Source organism: Streptomyces sp. NPDC002809 (genome assembly GCF_040295435.1).
Classification (GTDB): domain Bacteria; phylum Actinomycetota; class Actinomycetes; order Streptomycetales; family Streptomycetaceae; genus Streptomyces.
Genome location: NZ_JBEOVJ010000013.1, coordinates 101,492 through 119,633 on the forward strand (window position 1 = coordinate 101,492; position 18,142 = coordinate 119,633).

Here is an 18,142-nt window from a genome sequence, read left to right on the forward strand (position 1 = left end):
TCGGGCCGGGAGGCCCCCGTCGGTCCGAGGCCACCGGCAGCCCGGCAACCCGGCGGCCTCAGCCGTCGGACGCCTCCAGCAGCGTGCGCAGCCGGGTGGTGCGGTCCTGGGCGGGGGACTGGGCCACAGCACGGGGCAGGGCCTGGTCGACACCGTGCACCACGGAGAGATGCCGTTCTCCCCGGCTGAACGCGGTGTAGACCCAGGGGCGGCTCAGCCCCTGAGCCGCGTCACCCGGCAGCACGACGACGACCGCGGGCCACCGCATCCCCGCCGCCTGGTGGGCGCTCAGCGCCCAGGCGTGCCGCACGGAGGCGGCCACCCGCTCCTGCGGTACGACGACGGGGCTCCCCGCACAGTCCAGATGCAGGCCCTCGGTATCGGCCGAGACGACCACGCCGGGCACGGTCCTGCCCGGCGCGGGGACATGAGCCACCCTGTCCCCCGGATCGAAACCGCCGAAGCGGCCGGGGCCCGGGTTGAGCCGCTGCTTGAGCGCCTCGTTCAACGCCCGGGTGCCGGCCGAGCCGCCGTGGCCGACGGTGATGACCTGGGTGTCCGAGGACGGCACCCCGATGGCACGCGGCACGGAGTCGGCGACCAGTTGCACCGTGCGGTGCACGGCCTCGCCCGCGTCGCGCACGGGGACGATCACGACCTCCTTGCCCGGCGCCTCCACCTGGTTCAGCTCCCCGATGCCGATGCCGGAGACCAGCTCGCCGATCGGACCGGGGTCCGGGGTGCGGGAGACGACCTGGGGGCAGGCGCGGGCGGCCAGGACATCGGCGAACACCCGCCCCGCACCGGCCGATTCCAGCACGCCCGGATCGCCGCTGAACACCAGACGGGTGCCGTCGGCGAGGGACTCCACCAGCATGGCGCCGGTCTCGACGTCCAGCTGCGGGGCGTCCAGCACGACGAGCAGGTCGAGGGCGAGTGCTCCCTCCTCGTCCCGTCCGGGGCCTTCCGCGCCGGAGAGCAGACCGGCCAGCGTGACGGCCGGCAGCGACCGGCCGGGGTCACCGACCGCCTCGGCCAGCCGCTGCCTGCCGTCCGCGCTGTGCGTGGCGCCCAGGGCCCGCAGACCGAGACCGGCGGCGGCCGCGATCAGCGCCGCGGGTTCGGCCCTCGCCGCCTCGCCGCCCGTGTGCGCGACGAGGCCGTGGGCCGCGGCGGTGCGGATCAGCTCGGCGGCCGAGGGGGACGGGGCCGCAGCGGCGGCGTCCGACCAGTCGGCGTCCTTCTCGCAGGCGTTGACCAGGCGGGCGAGTCCGTCGGCGAGGCTCTCCTCCGCCAGGGCGTACCGGTCGAGGCCGAGGAACACCTGGACCGGCTCCCGCTCGGCCGCCTGCTCCGCGCCTTCCTCGGTCCCGCCGCTCTCGTCGGTCTCCCCGTCCTCGTCGCTCAGTTCGTCCTCCGGGCCGTCCTGGAAGACCAGGACGACGCCCTCGGCGATGGCGTGCTGCACTGCCGCGTCGGGGTCGGTCACCGCCCGCCCGGCGAGCGCGGCGCGCACCTGTGCCGCGTCCAGCGCGGTGTGGCCCTGCAGCGCGGCACGCTCCAGCAGCCAGCCGACGAGGGCGGCGGTGCGCCGCTCGTCATCGGGTCCGCAGCCGGCGCCGAGGAGCGCCCTGGCGAAGCCGTCGGCCTGTTCCGGGCCGACTCCGGGCAGGGACAGCAGCTGCCACGGGTCCTCGCGCAGGATCTCGCCCGCCTGCGCGCCCAGGGTGCCGGCTGCCGGGCCGGCCAAGGCCTCCGGAGCCCCTCCCTCGGCCAGCACGGCCGCCACGGCGGCCACGGCCTCGGGCGACGCGCCCTGGGGCGCGTGGACGGGCGCGGGGGCCCGCTCCCGCACCGGTGCGGGAGCGGGGGTGCTCCGGCGGTCGGGGGAAGGGGCGGGGGAGTCGAAGAACGCGGTGCTGGGCTTCTCGCCGCTCTCCACGGCCCGTACGGCCGCCAGCAGATCGGCCGCCGGGCCGCTCAGCTTCGCACCGGCGGCGATGGGGCCCTCCTTCTCGGCCTTGCGCTTCTCGATCCGCTCCCGCAGCTCGCGCTGGGCGGCCAGCTCCGCCTCGGCCTCCGAGGGGGCCGCGGCAGCCCCGGCGTCGCCCTCGGCGGTCCCGTCCACGCCCGCGACGGTGGCCTCCGGGGCCGGGGCTCCGTCCGTCCCTTCGGGGCCCTCGGCCGTCTCCCCGTCATCTGCCCCGTCATCGGCGTCCGCAGTGGCCTCCTCGGCGGGTGCGGGTGCGGGTGCGGCGGCGGGCTCGTCAGCGACGACGCTGTCGTCGTCGTTGGCCGAGGGGCCGGGGGATTCCCCCCGGGGAAGCGCAGTCACAGCGTGCTCCAGTCCTGGTCGGGATAGCGGTGCACGGGCGCCGACACATCGTCGAGCGCCTGGCAGATCTCGTCAGGAAGACTAAGCGCCTCCACTGACAATGCCTCCCTGAGCTGCTGCGCGTTGCGCGCGCCGATGATCGGGGCCACCACGCCCGGCCGGTCCCGTACCCAGGCCAGCGCCACCTGGAGCGCCGTGGTGGCCAGCCCGTCGGCCGCCGTCGCCACGGCGTGCACGATGCGGCTCGCCGGGTCGTCGAGATACGGCTCGACGAAGGGGGCCAGCAGTTCGGAGGCGCCGCGCGAGTCCGACGGGGTGCCGGTGCGGTACTTCCCGGTCAGCACGCCACGGCCCAGCGGCGAGGACGGCAGCAGCCCCACGCCGAGGTCGAGCGCGGCGGGCAGCACCTCGCGCTCCACGCCCCGCTGGAGCAGCGAGTACTCCATCTGCGTACTGGCCAGCCGGGTCCGCACCCCGGGCGCGGCGAGCTGCCAGGTGGCGGCCTTCGCCAGCTGCCAGCCGGAGAAGTTGGACACCCCCGCATAGCGGGCGCGTCCGCTGGAGACCGCGATGTCCAGTGCCTGGAGCGTCTCGTCCAGCGGGGTCAGGGGGTCGAAGGCGTGGACCTGCCACAGGTCCACGTAGTCCGTGCCGAGACGCGCCAGCGAGTCGTCCAGGGCCGCCAGCAGGTGTCCGCGCGAGCCGTTGAACCTGCGGTACGGATCGGCCACGCTCCCGGCCTTGGTCGCGATGACCAGATCGCGCCGCGGCACCAGGTTCCCGGCGAGCTGCCCGAGCAGGTACTCGGCCTCCCCGCCGCCGTACACGTCCGCCGTGTCGACCAGGGTGCCGCCCACCTCCCAGAAGGCCTTCAGCTGCTCGGCAGCGTCGTGCTCGTCGGTGTCCCGGCCCCAGGTGAGGGTGCCGAGCCCGATCCGGGACACTCGAAGGCCGGTGCGGCCGAGATGCCTCTGCTCCATGGGCGCTGAGATTACTGGCCAGAGCTCCACGCGTCGCAGGCCTGTGGACAACCGGGGCGCGGGTCACCCCCTGTATCGCCTTCCCGCGCGCTAGAGTCCGGAGCACAGGGACGTTACTGATCAGTAAGGGGAGCGGCTATGCGGCTCGGCATCAATCTCGGTTACTGGGGCGCGGGGATGGACGGCGACAACCTCGCCGTCGCGCAGGAGGCCGACCGGCTCGGCTACGACGTCTGCTGGGCGGCCGAGGCCTACGGCTCCGACGCGCCGACCGTGCTGTCCTGGGTCGCCGCGCAGACCGAGTCCATCGACGTCGGCTCCGCGATCATGCAGATCCCGGCCCGTCAGCCCGCCATGACGGCGATGACGGCGGCCACCCTCGACTCCCTCTCCGGCGGCCGCTTCCGACTCGGTCTCGGAGTGTCCGGGCCGCAGGTCTCCGAGGGCTGGTACGGCGTCAAGTTCGACAAGCCGCTCGCCCGCACCCGGGAGTACGTCGAGATCGTCCGGAAGGCGATGGCCCGGGAGCGGCTCTCGTACGAGGGGCAGCACTGGACGCTCCCGCTGCCCGGCGGTCCGGGCAAGCCGATCAAGCTGACCGTCCACCCGCAGCGGGAGCACATTCCGCTGTACATCGCCGCGATCGGTCCGAAGAACCTGGAACAGACCGGCGAGATCGCCGACGGCGCTCTGCTGATCTTCCCGTCCGCGGACCATCTCGAGGACACCGCGATGAGGTACCTGCGGGCGGGGCGCGAGAAGGCCGGCAAGACCATGGACGGCTTCGACGTCTGTCCGACGCTGCCGCTCGCCGTGGGCGACGACGTCAAGGGCCTCGCCGACATGTTCCGGCCTTACACCGCGCTGTACGTCGGTGGCATGGGCAGCCCCAAGCAGAACTTCTACAACCAGCTCGCCCAGCGCATGGGGTACGAGAAGGAGGCCGCCGAGATCCAGGAGAAGTACCTGTCGGGCGACAAGGCCGGTGCGGCCGCCGCCGTACCGCATCAGCTGATCGACCAGACGACACTGCTGGGTTCGGTGGAGCGGATCGCCGACCGGATGCAGGCGTACGCGGCCGCGGGCGTCACGACCCTGACTCTGGCCCCCGCGGGCTTCACGCTCGACGAGCGGATCGCCGCGCTGCGGGCCGGCACGGACGCGCTGGAGCGGTCCGGGCTCGCCTAGGCCCGCTCGTTCGGATCGGGCCGGACCCCGCGAGCCCTTAGGTGGTCTGCGGCCGTGGTGGGGGCTCGGGGTGTCCTCCCCGCCACGGCCGTCACCGGGAACAACGCGGGTGGAACGGGCGGGGTTACGGGCTGTGCGGAAACGGTTCACCAGGCGTGGCCGCCGCGGGACAGCCCTTAGGGGCGGATGACCCGTTCGGCCCAGCGCGGGGGCGCTCCTGTTGCCCGTCGGGACCGGGCGCATTTGACTGTCGCTCGGCAGACGCCGGCACGGAGGTGGCAGTGATGCTCTCGGCAAAGAACCTGTTCCAGGAGATTCTCGACGACGACGAATCGTTCCGGCTGTTCTGTTCCATCGCCGCCAGCGGGGAGTCCCAGGGCGGCTGGGAGAACGGCCGCATCGCGGCCCTCGTACCCGCGAGCCAGCGCGCGCTGGCCCCGAAGATCGCCCGGCACGGCGCGGACGAGGACAAGCACGGGCGGATCTTCAACGCCCTGCTCAGGAAGCGCGGTCTGACGGCGGTCCCGGTCCCGCACGAGACCGACTACACGATGCTGCTGGAGAAGCACGGCATCGGCCTCGCCCATGAGCAGCTGGGGCGTGAGGAGCGGCTCACCGAGCGCGACATCATCACGTACCTGGCCCACAGCCGGGTCACCGAACAGCGTGCGTCCGAACAGATGCAGTTGCTGCGCAAGTACTTCGCCGACCACCCGGACCTGGGCCGCGCGGTCAGGATGATCTCGAACGACGAGGACAACCACCTCGCGTACTGCCACGAGGAGCTCCTGCGATTCGCGGCGGCCGGGCACGGCCGGACGATCCAGCACATCCTGCGCGAGTGCGCCCTCGCCGAGATCCGGGTGTACCGCGATGTCAGCCTCGCCGTGATGGACCACATGGGCCGCGTCCTCGGCTGGTCCCGGGCCAAGGCCGCGGTGCTGGCGGCGGGGATCCACGCCGTCCACGCCTACGAGCGGCTCTTCGGCTGGCGGCGCATGGTCAGCCTGACGCCTCCCGAGCGGCGCGACGCACTGGGCGGGCCGGCCGTACCGGCACCCGAGTTCGCCTGAGCGGGGCCGTCGCGGCGGGCGGCGCCGGTCAGAGCCAGCCGCGGCGCTTGAACTGGCGGTGCAGGCCCACGACGGCGCCCGCCATCAGCAGCACGACCGCCGGATAGGCCCAGACCCAGCGCAGCTCCGGCATGTGCTCGAAGTTCATGCCGTAGATCCCAGCGACCATCGTCGGCACGGCGGCCATCGCCGCCCAGGCCGAGATCTTGCGCATGTCGTCGTTCTGCCGCACCCCCATCTGCGCGAGATGTGCGGACAGGATGTCGGAGAGCAGCCGGTCCAGCCCCTCCACCTGCTCGTTGGCGCGCGTCAGATGGTCCTGGACGTCACGGAAGAACGGCTGCGAGTGCTCGTGGACGAACGGCACCCCGGCGCTCGCCAGCCGGCCCATCGGAGCGGCCAGCGGGACCGTCGCCCGGCGGAACTCCAGCACCTGGCGCTTGAAGGTGTAGATGCGGGCCGCGGTGTTCTTGGAGTCGCCGGTTCCGTTCGGGGCGAAGACCTGTGTCTCCAGCTCCTCCAGGTCGACCTGGAGCTCACCCGCGACATCGATGTAGTGGTCCACGATCGCGTCGCTGATCGCGTAGAGCACCGCCGTGGGACCGTGCTTGAGCACATCGGCCTCGGCCTCCAGCCGGCGCCGGACCGCTGCCAGGGGCGCACCCTCGCCGTGCCGGACCGTCACCACGAACGAGTCGCCTATGAACACCATCAGCTCGTCCGCGCTGACCGTGTCGCTCTCGTGCTCGTACACGATGGGTTTGATCACCGCGAACAGCGAGTCGTCGTACACCTCCAGCTTCGGCCGCTGATGCGCGGCCAGTGCGTCCTCCACGGCCAGCGGGTGCAGCCCGAACTCGCTGCTGACCAGGTCGAACTCCTTCTCCGTGGGCTCGTGCAGGCCGATCCACAGGAACGCGTCGCCGCTGGCCCGCGCCTCGTCGAGGGCGTCGGAGAAGTCGGCGGGGCCGTCGGTGCGGCGTCCGTCCTTGTAAATGGCACAGTCCACGATCACGCGCGCATTCTCTCCTGCTCCGCTCCCCGGCGCACCTTTGCGGGGGCGGCGGCCTACGCTGGCGGGTATGCCGACCCTGATCCTCGTACGCCACGGACGCTCCACCGCCAACACGGCCGGAGTGCTCGCCGGCCGCACCCCCGGTGTCGCGCTCGACGAGCGCGGTACCGAGCAGGCCGCAGCGCTCCCCGGCCGGCTGGCCGCCCTGCCCCTCGTCGCCGCCGTCAGCAGCCCGCTGCAACGCTGCCGGGAGACACTCGGCCCGCTGCTCGACGCCCGGCCCGGGCTGGCGCTGCACACCGAGGAGCGGATCAGCGAGTGCGACTACGGCGACTGGTCGGGGCGCAAGCTCGCGGAGCTCACCGACGAGCCGCTCATGACGGTCGTGCAGCAGCACCCGTCCGCCGCGGCGTTCCCCGGCGGCGAGTCGATGCGGGCGATGCAGGCACGTGCCGTCGACGCGGTACGGGACTGGAACGCGAGGATCGAGGCGGAGCACGGCGAGAACGCCGTCTATCTGATGTGCTCCCACGGGGACATCATCAAGTCCCTTGTCGCCGACGCCCTCGGCATGCACCTGGACCTCTTCCAGCGCGTCCACGCCGACCCCTGTTCCGTCACCGCGATCCGTTACACCAGGCTGCGCCCGTTCCTGCTGCGGCTCGGTGACACGGGCGACCTGGCGTCGCTGGCGCCCCGCGAACCCGCGCCGGACGCCGGAGCCGGGACGGGTGCGGCGGCCGGCGGCGAAGGGGATGCGGCGGTCGGCGGCGGCGCTGGGGCGCCGTGATCGCTCCGCACAGTAGGGTGGACGCGCCGTAGGCGCCATTCCGGGGGGACCCTCCCGGACCGGCCCGGCCGACCCTCATATGCCGTCAATTTTCAAGGGAGACAGGACGTGTCCCGTCAGGTGTTCCTCTACGACCCCCCGGACCGTTTCGTGGCCGGTACGGTCGGGCTGCCTGGACGTCGTACGTTCTTCCTGCAGGCATCCTCAGGCGGACGTGTCACCAGCGTGGCCCTGGAGAAGACCCAAGTCGCCGCGCTCGCCGAGCGGGTGGACGAACTGCTCGACGAAGTGGTGCGGCGCACCGGAGGGAACTCACCCGTCCCGGCCGTGGCCCCGATGGACGTCACCGACACCGCTCCGCTCGACGTCCCCGTCGAGGAGGAGTTCCGGGTCGGCACCATGGCCCTCGCCTGGGACGGCGAGGAACAGCGCATGATCGTCGAGGCGCAGGCCCTGGTCGAACTGGACGCGGAATCCGTCGAGGACCTCGCGGAGGCCGAGGAGCGGCTGCTCCAGGACGAGGAGAACGGCCCGCCGATGCTCCGGGTCCGGCTCAGCGGCGCACAGGCCCGGGCCTTCGCCAAACGAGCCCTGGACGTCGTGAACGCGGGCCGCCCCCCGTGCCCCCTGTGCAGCCTCCCGCTCGATCCGGAAGGACACGTATGCCCGCGCCAGAACGGATACCGTCGCGGGGCCTGACCGGCACCGAGCTGATCACCCTGCTCGCCGAGGGCCGGCTCACCGTCCTCGGACAGGTCCGCGGGGCCTCCAACGCGGTGCTCTACTGCTCGGTCGCGTACGAGGGCGAAGAGGCGCACTGCGTCTACAAGCCGGTGGCGGGCGAGCAGCCCCTGTGGGACTTCCCCGACGGCACCCTCGCCCAGCGCGAGGTGGCCGCCTACGAGGTCTCCGAGGTGACGGGGTGGGGCCTGGTGCCCCCGACCGTGCTGCGCGACGGGCCGTACGGCCAGGGCATGTGCCAGCTCTGGATCGAGGCGGCGCCGCAGGACGAGGGCGCGCCCGGGCTGCTCGCTCTCGTCGAGGACGAGGAGCCGGGGGAGGGCTGGAAGCCCGTGGCCCTCGCCGAGGTGGGGGAGGGGAAGACGGCGCTGCTGGTGCACGCGGACGATCCCCGGCTGCGCCGGCTCGCGGTCCTCGACGCCGTGATCAACAACGGCGACCGCAAGGGCGGCCACCTGCTTCCCGCACCCGACGGCCGGCTGTACGGCATCGATCACGGTGTGACCTTCAACGCGGACGACAAACTGCGCACGCTGCTCTGGGGCTGGGCGGGCGAGCCGCTGCCGGCGGAGGCCGTCGAGGTGCTGGACCGGCTGGCCGTGGAACTGGAGCCGGGAGGCGCGCTGCTCACCCGACTGGGGGAACTGATCACCGTCACCGAGATCGAGGCCCTGCGGGCCCGGGTGGCGGGTCTGCGGTCCACGGGGCTGCACCGGGAGCCGAGCGGGGAATGGCCGGCCATCCCGTGGCCGCCGGTGTGATCAAGCCGGTGTGATCAGCCGGTGTGACCGCCGCGCTGCCCAGGAGCCACCGGGGCACGCACCTTCCGGGGCCGGGCGCAAGAGTGCCTCTTCGGACCGGATTCCCCCCTCCGGTTCGTATCCGGAAGCTGCGTCCGGTTACGCTCGTGGCATGCATGCCTGGCCCGCTTCTGAGGTCCCCGCCCTTCCTGGCAAGGGCCGCGACCTTCGGATCCACGACACCGCGACCGGCGGACGGATCACCCTTGACCCCGGTCCCGTCGCCCGCATCTATGTCTGCGGCATCACGCCGTACGACGCGACCCATATGGGTCATGCGGCGACCTACAACGCGTTCGACCTCGTTCAGCGCGTGTGGCTCGACACCAAGCGGCAGGTTCACTACGTCCAGAACGTGACCGACGTGGACGACCCGCTGCTGGAGCGGGCCGTGCGCGACGGCAAGGACTGGACCGAGCTCGCCGAGAGCGAGACGGCCCTGTTCCGCGAGGACATGACTGCCCTGCGCATGCTCCCGCCGCAGCACTACATCGGTGCCGTCGAGGCGATACCCGGCATCGTGCCGCTCGTCGAACGGCTCCGGGACGCGGGCGCCGCCTACGAACTCAACGGCGATGTGTACTTCTCCGTCGACACCGACCCGCGCTTCGGCCAGGTCTCCAACCTCGACGCCGAGGCGATGCGCCTGCTCTCCGCCGAACGCGGTGGCGACCCGGACCGCCCGGGCAAGAAGAACCCGCTCGACCCGATGCTGTGGATGGCCGCACGCGAGGGCGAGCCGAGCTGGGACGGGGCCTCGCTCGGCGCCGGCCGGCCCGGTTGGCACATCGAGTGCGTCGCCATCGCCCTGGACCACCTGGGCATGGGCTTCGACGTCCAGGGAGGCGGCTCCGACCTCGCCTTCCCGCACCACGAGATGGGCGCCTCGCACGCCCAGGTGCTGACCGGTGAGCACCCGTTCGCCCAGGCGTACGTGCACTCGGGCATGGTCGGCCTGGACGGCGAGAAGATGTCCAAGTCCAGGGGCAACCTGGTCTTCGTCTCGGTGCTGCGCCGTGACGGGGTGGACCCGGCGGCCATCCGCCTCGCCCTGCTCTCGCACCACTACCGCTCCGACTGGGAGTGGACCGACCAGGTGCTCGCCGACGCGGTGGAGCGGCTCGCGCGCTGGCGCGCCGCCGTCTCCCGGCCCGACGGGCTGTCCGCTGACGCCCTGGTCGAGGAGGTCCGCGAGGCCCTCGCCGACGACCTGGACGCCCCGGCGGCCCTGGCCGCGGTGGACCGCTGGGCCGAGCGGCAGACTGCCGAGGGCGGGACGGACGAGGGAGCGCCGGGACTCGTCTCGCGCACCGTCGACGCCCTGCTCGGTGTCGCGCTGTAACTGCCCGCTGTATTAAGTCCGTTCACCGGCCCCGAACTTCTTGATGAAGTTCGGGGCCGGTTCCGTTTTGTCCATGGTCAAATGCTCGGTGCTGCGCTAAAAGCGCTCTATGCAATCATCAACGCGCATCAGAGGGGCAGTAGTTGCAGCGCTCCTGGGACTGCTCGCCGCGCTCTCGGGGCCGGGCAGTGCACAGGCCGACGACCCGGCCGAACCCGCCGGCACGACGGTCGGCGACCTCACCGGCTTCACGGCCGACGGATCCGTCTACCGGCTGAGCGCGGGTGCCGCGAAGGCCCGCGTCAGCTTCGTGTCCGAGGAGACCTTCCGTATCGAACTCGCCCCGGACGGAACCTTCGAGGACCCCGCGGGCGACGCCATCGTCCTGCCGCAGGGCACCCCGCCCCGCACCCGGTGGAAGGAGCGCGGCGACCGCTATGACCTCTCCACGGGTGACGTCACTCTGCGTGTCTACAAGTCGCCTCTGCGGTTCGCCCTGTACCGGGCCGACGGCACCCAGGTCTGGTCCGAGGCGAAGGGGCTGAGCTGGGACAGCGAGAAGACCACCCAGACCCTGGCGCGCGGCGCCGACGAGCAGTTCTACGGCGCCGGCATGCAGAACGGCCGCGGCAACACCTCGCACCGGGACAAGACCGTCGAGGTCGGCGTCGACTACAACTGGGACGACGGCGGGCACCCCAACTCGGTGCCCTTCTACCTCTCGTCGGCCGGCTACGGCGTCTTCCGCAACACCTTCGCGCCGGGCACCTACGCCTTCACCGACCCGGTGACCACCACCGAGCAGGAAGAGCGCTTCGACGCCTACTACTTCGCGGGCGGCAGTGCCAAGGACGTCATCGGCCAGTACACGAAGCTCACCGGCAAGCCCTTCCTCCCCCCGGTGTACGGCATGGAGATCGGTGACGCCGACTGCTACCTGCACAACGCCAACCGCGGTGAACGCCGCACCCTGGACGCGCTGAAGGTCGCCGACGGCTACGTCGAGAACGACATGCCGAACGGCTGGATGCTCGTCAACGACGGCTACGGCTGCGGCTACGAGGCCCTCGCCGAGACCGCCGAGGGCCTCCAGGACCGCGACATGCAGCTCGGCCTGTGGACCCAGGACGGCATCGAGAAGATCGCCGACCAGGTCAAGGCCGGCCAGCGCGTCGCCAAGCTCGACGTCGCCTGGATCGGTGAGGGCTACAAGTTCGCCCTGGACGGCTGCAAGGACGCATACAAGGGCATCGAGGACAACAGCGACGCCCGCGGCTTCACCTACGCCCCCGAGAGCTGGTCGGGTGCGCAGCGCTGCGGTGTCCAGTGGTCCGGCGACCAGTACGGCACCTGGGACTACATCCGCTGGCAGATCCCGACCTACGCCGGTGCCACGATGTCCGGCCTCGCCTACACCACGGGCGACGTCGACGGCATCTTCGGCGGCAGCGCCAAGACGTACACCCGTGACCTCCAGTGGAAGATGTTCCTCGGGACCACGATGACGATGGACGGCTGGGCGGCCAGCGACAAGCAGCCCTTCCGGTACGGGGAGCCGTACACCTCCGTCAACCGCGACTACCTCAAGCTGAAGGAGTCGCTGCTGCCCTACCAGTACTCCTACGCCCACGAGGCGACGAAGACCGGTGTGGGCATGGTCCGTCCGCTGGTGCTGGAGTACCCGGACGACCCGAAGGCCGCGACGGACGCGGCGAAGTACGAGTTCATGTCGGGTGAGGACTTCCTCGTCGCCCCCGTCTACGAGGACAGCACCGAGCGCGACGGCATCTACCTGCCGAAGGGCACCTGGACCGACTACTGGAGCGGGCGGACGTACGAGGGACCGGTCACGCTCGACGACTACAGTGCCCCGCTCGACACCCTGCCGCTCTTCGTCAAGGGCGGTGCCAGTGTGCCGATGTGGCCCGGCATCCGCTCGTACAAGGACCGCACCGCCGGCTCCCCGCTCGCCTGGGACATCTATCCGCAGGGCGACTCCTCGTTCACGCTGTACGAGGACGACGGTGTGACCCGGCAGCACCGCGACGGCGCGTACGCCACCCAGCAGGCAGATGTCCGCGCCCCGGCCAGGGGGGCGGGCGATGTCACCGTGGACATCGGTGCGAGCAAGGGGAAGTTCGAGGGCAAGCAGAGCAGCCGCCCGTACGAGTTCAGCGTGCACACCGGCTCCGCGCCGAGTGCCGTGAAGCTCGCCGGCAAGCTGCCCCGGCTGGACTCGGCTGCCGCCTACGCCTCGGCGAAGCAGGGCTGGTGGTACGACCGTGACGACCGCGGCGGCGTGGTGAAGATCAAGACCGCCCCGCTGTCCACGGGCAGGAAGTTCTCCGTGAAGCTGGAGAACACCAGCGCGGTCGGCGGTCGTGACGCCGCAGCGACCGCTGCCCTCTCCGCGCCGCACGGGCAGGAGATCGGCGCCGGGGCCGCGGGCACCGTCGCCGTCGATGTCACCGCGGGCACGGCCGATGTCACGGACGCCGTGGTCTCGCTCGACGTCCCCGAGGGCTGGCAGACGGCTCCGGCCGCTTCCGTGGACCGGATCCCGGCGGGCACCACCCGGCGGGTCGAGGTGCAGGTCACCCCGGCGAAGGACGCGAAGGCGGGGGAGGCCCGGATCATCGCGCTCGCGCGCTACCGGTCGGCGGGCGAGTCCCGCACGGCCGTCCAGCGCCTCGCGACAGCCGTGATGCCCGCGCCGCCCACCGGTGAGGCGTGGGCGAGTGACCTGGAGTGGCTGACCTCGTCCAACGGTTACGGACCGGCGGAGCGCGATCGCAGCAACGGCGAATCGGGCGCTGCCGACGGACACCCGCTGACCCTGGCCGGGAAGGTGTACGAGAAGGGGATCGGCACCCACGCCGACTCCGACATCGAGGTCTATCTCGGAGGGCAGTGCTCGAAGTTCACCGCCGATGCCGGGATCGACGACGAGATCAACGGCTACGGCGAGGTGGCGTTCTCCGTCGAGGCGGACGGGAAGGTGCTGTGGACCTCGCCGAAGGTGACCGGGGCGTCGGCGACGGTGCCGGTCGATGTGCCGCTCGAAGGTGCGCGGCATGTGCGGCTGAAGGTCACGGACACCAACGGGTCCAAGACCGGTGACCACGGGGACTGGGGCGCGGCGCGCTTCGTCTGTTCCTGAATGTCCGCAGCCACGCAGGGGAGCCGGGCGGGTACGCACCCGCCCGGCTCCGCGCTGCCCGTATCAGTCCTCCGAGGTGTCGTCCGGGGAGTCATCCGACGAATCCTGCGGGGGTCCGCTGCCGTCCGTACCGTCGGCAGGCCCGGAGCCCTCCCCGGAGCCGGTCACGGGGCCGCTGCCGGACCCGCCCACCGGCCCTGGGCCGGCGGTGGCCTCCGGCTTGGGCGGTTTGGGCGGCCTGGTCCGGCCGCTCGACGGGTCCCGCAGGTACGGGCCCTCGCCGCTCTCCGTCGCGTGCCCGCCCGGCGCCTGGCCGGGTCCCGGATCCCGGCGCCGCAGATAGCGTTCGAACTCCCGGGCGATGGCCTCACCGCTCGCCTCGGGCAGCTCCGCGGTGTCGCGGGCCTCCTCCAGCGTCTGCACGTACTCCGCCACCTCGCTGTCCTCGGCGGCCAGTTGGTCGACGCCGAGCTGCCAGGCGCGTGCGTCCTCGGGCAGTTCACCCAGCGGGATGCGCAGCCCGATGAGGTCCTCCAGGCGGTTCAGCAGCGCCAGGGTGGCCTTCGGGTTGGGCGGCTGCGACACGTAGTGCGGCACCGCCGCCCACAGGCTCACCGCGGGCACACCCGCGTGCGTGCACGCTTCCTGGAGGATGCCGACGATGCCGGTAGGCCCCTCGTACCTGGTCTCCTCCAGGTCCATGGTCCGCGCCAGATCCGGGTCGGACGTGACACCGCTGACCGGCACCGGCCGGGTGTGCGGGGTGTCGCCGAGCAGCGCACCGAGCACCACCACCATCTCGACGCCCAGTTCATGGGCGAAGCCCAGGATCTCGTTGCAGAACGAGCGCCAGCGCATCGACGGCTCGATGCCCCGGACCAGGACGAGATCGCGCGGTTTCTCGCCGCCGATACGGACCACGGAGAGCCGGGTGGTCGGCCAGGTGATCTTGCGCACCCCGCCGTCCAGCCACACCGTCGGGCGGTTGACCTGGAAGTCGTAGTAGTCCTCGGCGTCCAGCGCCGCGAACACCTCGCCCTTCCACTCCCGGTCCAGGTGCGCCACCGCCGTGGAAGCGGCGTCACCTGCGTCGTTCCACCCCTCGAACGCGGCCACCATGACCGGGTCGATCAGCTCGGGAACTCCCTCGAGCTCGATCACCCAGGCCTCCTTCCGAAGTTCCCTTGCGTACGGAACAACCTTACGGCTTCCGGCCACTCCCTCCGCAGTCCTTGCGCACGGTGGGGTGAACCCGGGTTCCCGGGGGGCGTCGCAGACCCGAACAGGGCGGCGGCCGGGCAATACATCCGAGCTGTGTGGGGTCAGTTTCCGTCGAACTCTGGACGTTGGGGCCTTCAGGGCGCTATACATCGGATGACCAGAGCAGAGGTCCGATGTTATTTCCCCTGGGGGCGCACATGAGTCAGACCGTCACGGATTTCGAGGTCCATGACATCCGTTTTCCGACCTCGGAACAACTGGACGGCTCGGACGCCATGAACCCCGATCCCGACTACTCGGCTGCCTATGTCGTACTGCGTACCGACGCCGCTGACAGCGAGGGCGGTGGTGGCGGCATCGAGGGACATGGCTTCTGTTTCACCATCGGGCGCGGCAACGAGGTGATGGCGGCTGCCATCGAGGCGCTGCGGTCCTACCTGATCGGGCGTCCGGTGCCCCGCACCGCGGCCGATCTCGGCGCGCTGTACCGCGATCTCACCCACGATTCGCAACTGCGCTGGCTCGGTCCCGAGAAGGGCGTGATGCACATGGCGGCCGGCGCGGTCGTCAACGCCGCCTGGGACCTGGCCGCCAAGCACGCGGGAAGACCCGTCTGGCAGTTCCTGGCCGAGATGACGCCCGAGGAGCTCGTCTCCCTCGTCGACTTCCGCTATCTCACGGACGCCCTCACCCCTGAGGAGGCGCTCGCGATCCTGCGGACCGCCGAGCCCGGCAGGGCCGAGCGCGCGGAGCGGCTGCGCGCCGAGGGATATCCGGCCTACACCACTTCGCCCGGCTGGCTCGGCTACTCCGACGACAAGCTGGTGAGACTGGCGAAGGAGGCCGTCGCCGACGGCTTCACCCAGATCAAGCTCAAGGTCGGCGGCGACGTCGGCGACGACGTCCGCAGGCTCGCTCTCGCCCGTGAGGCCGTGGGCACCGGCGTACGGATCGCAGTCGACGCCAACCAGCGCTGGGACGTAGCCGACGCGGTGGACTGGATGACCGCGCTCGCGCCGTACGACCCGCACTGGATCGAGGAGCCGACCAGCCCCGACGACATCCTGGGCCACGCCGCCGTGCGCGCCGGCCAGCCGGTCAAGGTCGCCACCGGCGAACACGTCGCCAACCGTGTCGTGTTCAAGCAGCTGCTCCAGGCCGGTGCCGTCGACTTCGTCCAGATCGACGCGGCACGTGTCGCGGGCGTCAACGAGAACCTGGCGATCCTGCTGCTCGCCGCCAAGTTCGGCGTCCCGGTCTGCCCGCACGCGGGCGGCGTCGGACTGTGCGAACTGGTCCAGCACCTCTCGATGTTCGACTTCGTAGCGGTCTCCGGCACCTGGGATGACCGGGTGATCGAGTACGTCGACCACCTCCACGAACACTTCGTCGACCCCACCGTGATCGAGTCCGGGCGCTACACCGCTCCGGCCTCTCCGGGCTTCTCCGCCCGGATGCACCCGGAGTCGATCGCCGCACACCGCTATCCCGAGGGCCCCGTATGGCAGGCCCGCCGCACCAATGAGGAGGACGGCCGATGACCGGCACGCGCGACTTCGAGGGCATGAACGCACTGGTGACGGGGGGCGCCTCCGGTATCGGGGCCGCCGTCGCGACCATGCTGCTGGAGCGCGGGGCCCGCGTCGCCGTTCTCGACCGGGAGACCGCGGGCGCCCCCGAGGGGACCCTCGCCGTCGAGGCGGACGTCACCGACGACACCGCCGTACGCGCGGCCGTCGACCGCGCGGCCGCCGAACTGGGCTCCCTGCACACGCTCGTGTCCAACGCGGGCATCGGCTCCATCGGCAGCGTCGAGGACAACGACGACGACGAGTGGACCCGGGTCCTGGACATCAACGTCCTCGGCATGGTCCGCACCGCCCGGCACGCGCTGCCGCACCTGCGGCGGGCCGCGGCCGAGCGCCCCGGCGCCGTGTCGATCACCCAGACCTGCTCGATCGCCGCGACCGCGGGGCTGCCCCAGCGCGCCCTGTACAGCGCGAGCAAGGGCGCCGTCCTCTCCCTGACGCTGGCCATGGCCGCCGACCACGTCCGCGAGGGCGTCCGCGTCAACTGCGTCAACCCCGGCACCGCGGACACCCCGTGGATCGGCCGGCTGCTCGGTCAGGCGGACGACCCGGCCGCCGAACGCGCGGCCCTCAACGCCCGGCAGCCGCTCGGCCGGCTGGTCTCCGCCGACGAGGTGGCCGCCGCGATCCTCTACCTCGCCAGCCCCGCCGCGGCCTCCGTGACGGGCACGGCACTGGCCGTCGACGGCGGAATGCAGGGCCTGCGCCTGCGCCCCGCCGACAGCTGACCGGGGGGTGTGGTCCGGACCGGGACAGCCCGGACCACACCTCTCACCGCATCCGCACCACCTGCACCACGCACCTCCGCATCGCCATCAGATCCTTCAGATCCTTCGAGCCGGTACTCCACAAAGGAACGGGACACCAATGAGAGTGCGTACGACGAGTGCGGCGGCCTGCGCCGTACTGCTGGCCGTCACTGCCCTCGCGGGCTGCAACCGCGAATCATCGGACAGCGGCGAGGGCAGCGGGAAGGTCGGCATCGACCTGCCGCGCAGCGACAGCGACTTCTGGAACTCCTACCAGAACTACGTCGAGAAGGGGGTGAAGGGCGGTGAGGTCAAGGCTCTGCCGCTGACCAACTCCCAGAACGACATCGGCAAGCTCGTCGCCAACGTCCAGACCTTCACCGACCAGGGCGCCAAGGCCGTGGTGATGGCCCCGCAGGACACCGGCGCGATAGCCGAGTCGCTCAACACGCTGAACGAGAAGAAGATCCCCGTCATCAGCGTCGACACCCGCCCCGACAAGGGCGACATCTACATGGTGGTGCGGGCCGACAACAAGGCGTACGGGACCAACGCCTGCAAGTACCTCGGCGAGCAGCTGAAGGGCAAGGGCAAGGTCGTCGAGTTCCAGGGCGACCTGTCCTCGATCAACGGCCGCGACCGGTCCGAGGCCTTCAAGGCCTGCATGGACAAGGACTTCCCGGGCATCAAGGTGTTCGAGCTGGCCACCGACTGGAAGGGCGACGTCGCCTCCGCGAAGCTCCAGTCGACCCTGGCGGCGCACCCCGACATCAACGGCATCTACATGCAGGCCGGCGGCGTCTTCCTGCAGCCGACCCTCGCGCTGCTGGAGCAGAAGAAGCTGCTGAAGCCGGCCGGCTCGCCGGGCCACATCACGATCATCTCCAACGACGGCATCCCGGAGGAGTTCGACGCCATCAAGGCCGGGAAGATCGACGCGACGATCTCCCAGCCCGCCGACCTGTACGCGAAGTACGCGCTGTACTACGCCAAGGCGGCGCTGGACGGGAAGACCTTCAAGGAGGGCCCGACCGACCACGACTCCACCATCATCAAGATCCCGAACGGCTTCGAGGACCAGCTCCCCGCGCCCCTGGTGACGAAGGACAACGTCGACGACCCGAAGCTGTGGGCCAATCAGCTGGAGAAGAAGAGCTAG

Annotated in this window: 14 protein-coding genes; 10 read left to right on the forward strand and 4 right to left on the reverse strand. The window is 71.4% G+C overall.

The window, feature by feature from the left end:
• Nucleotides 1-58: 58 nt before the first annotated feature.
• Together ABT025_RS11565 and ABT025_RS11570 are read right to left on the reverse strand one after the other, a co-directional pair.
• A complete protein-coding gene (locus ABT025_RS11565; RefSeq protein WP_350992531.1) occupies nucleotides 59-2,335 on the reverse strand; it encodes a helix-hairpin-helix domain-containing protein in 2,277 nt (758 codons plus the stop codon).
• Nucleotides 2,332-3,315, reverse strand: a complete 984-nt coding sequence (locus ABT025_RS11570) for an aldo/keto reductase (protein WP_350992533.1) — start codon at nucleotides 3,313-3,315, stop codon at nucleotides 2,332-2,334. Before ABT025_RS11570 ends, ABT025_RS11565 begins: the two co-directional genes overlap by 4 nt.
• A gap of 138 nt (nucleotides 3,316-3,453) precedes the next feature.
• Between ABT025_RS11570 and ABT025_RS11575 the strand changes: the two genes are divergently transcribed.
• Both ABT025_RS11575 and ABT025_RS11580 read left to right on the forward strand, forming a co-directional pair.
• Nucleotides 3,454-4,503 carry an LLM class F420-dependent oxidoreductase gene (locus ABT025_RS11575; RefSeq protein ID WP_350992535.1) on the forward strand — a complete coding sequence of 350 codons (1,050 nt, stop codon included), beginning with the start codon at nucleotides 3,454-3,456 and terminating at the stop codon, nucleotides 4,501-4,503.
• Nucleotides 4,504-4,787: 284 nt separating this feature from the next.
• The gene (locus tag ABT025_RS11580; RefSeq protein WP_350992537.1) at nucleotides 4,788-5,576 is read left to right on the forward strand and encodes a ferritin-like domain-containing protein; all 789 of its coding nucleotides are present in this window, start codon (nucleotides 4,788-4,790) and stop codon (nucleotides 5,574-5,576) included.
• A gap of 28 nt (nucleotides 5,577-5,604) precedes the next feature.
• Here the strand turns inward: ABT025_RS11580 and corA are convergent, their stop codons facing one another.
• Entirely contained in the window at nucleotides 5,605-6,591 is a 987-nt protein-coding gene (corA, locus tag ABT025_RS11585) for a magnesium/cobalt transporter CorA (protein WP_350992539.1), read from the reverse strand.
• Between the two features lie 67 nt (nucleotides 6,592-6,658).
• On the opposite strand from corA, the gene ABT025_RS11590 reads away from it, so the two are divergent.
• The 5 genes from ABT025_RS11590 (at nucleotide 6,659) to ABT025_RS11610 (ending at nucleotide 13,424) form a co-directional block, all read left to right on the forward strand.
• A complete protein-coding gene (locus ABT025_RS11590; protein WP_350992541.1) occupies nucleotides 6,659-7,381 on the forward strand; it encodes a histidine phosphatase family protein in 723 nt (240 codons plus the stop codon).
• Between the two features lie 108 nt (nucleotides 7,382-7,489).
• Nucleotides 7,490-8,080, forward strand: a complete 591-nt coding sequence (locus ABT025_RS11595; RefSeq protein ID WP_123528141.1) for a DUF3090 domain-containing protein — start codon at nucleotides 7,490-7,492, stop codon at nucleotides 8,078-8,080.
• A complete protein-coding gene (locus tag ABT025_RS11600; protein ID WP_350992544.1) occupies nucleotides 8,044-8,883 on the forward strand; it encodes an SCO1664 family protein in 840 nt (279 codons plus the stop codon). The genes ABT025_RS11595 and ABT025_RS11600 overlap by 37 nt, the downstream gene beginning before the upstream one ends.
• 151 nt (nucleotides 8,884-9,034) lie before the next feature.
• The gene (gene mshC / locus ABT025_RS11605) at nucleotides 9,035-10,264 is read left to right on the forward strand and encodes a cysteine--1-D-myo-inosityl 2-amino-2-deoxy-alpha-D-glucopyranoside ligase (RefSeq protein ID WP_350992546.1); all 1,230 of its coding nucleotides are present in this window, start codon (nucleotides 9,035-9,037) and stop codon (nucleotides 10,262-10,264) included.
• Between the two features lie 109 nt (nucleotides 10,265-10,373).
• A complete protein-coding gene (locus ABT025_RS11610; RefSeq protein ID WP_350992548.1) occupies nucleotides 10,374-13,424 on the forward strand; it encodes an NPCBM/NEW2 domain-containing protein in 3,051 nt (1,016 codons plus the stop codon).
• Nucleotides 13,425-13,487: 63 nt separating this feature from the next.
• Here ABT025_RS11610 and ABT025_RS11615 read toward each other — a convergent pair whose 3' ends face one another.
• On the reverse strand, nucleotides 13,488-14,585 hold the full coding sequence (locus ABT025_RS11615) for a PAC2 family protein (RefSeq protein ID WP_350992551.1): 1,098 nt from the start codon (nucleotides 14,583-14,585) through the stop codon (nucleotides 13,488-13,490).
• Between the two features lie 257 nt (nucleotides 14,586-14,842).
• Here ABT025_RS11615 and ABT025_RS11620 point away from each other — a divergent pair, with 257 nt between their 5' ends.
• The 3 genes from ABT025_RS11620 (at nucleotide 14,843) to ABT025_RS11630 (ending at nucleotide 18,142) form a co-directional block, all read left to right on the forward strand.
• Nucleotides 14,843-16,186: an enolase C-terminal domain-like protein gene (locus ABT025_RS11620; RefSeq protein ID WP_350992553.1), complete on the forward strand. Its 1,344-nt coding sequence runs from the start codon at nucleotides 14,843-14,845 to the stop codon at nucleotides 16,184-16,186.
• Nucleotides 16,183-16,962 carry an SDR family NAD(P)-dependent oxidoreductase gene (locus ABT025_RS11625; RefSeq protein ID WP_350992555.1) on the forward strand — a complete coding sequence of 260 codons (780 nt, stop codon included), beginning with the start codon at nucleotides 16,183-16,185 and terminating at the stop codon, nucleotides 16,960-16,962. The genes ABT025_RS11620 and ABT025_RS11625 overlap by 4 nt, the downstream gene beginning before the upstream one ends.
• 139 nt (nucleotides 16,963-17,101) lie before the next feature.
• Nucleotides 17,102-18,142 (forward strand): sugar ABC transporter substrate-binding protein, encoded by a 1,041-nt coding sequence (locus ABT025_RS11630; protein WP_350992557.1) that lies wholly within the window; start codon nucleotides 17,102-17,104, stop codon nucleotides 18,140-18,142.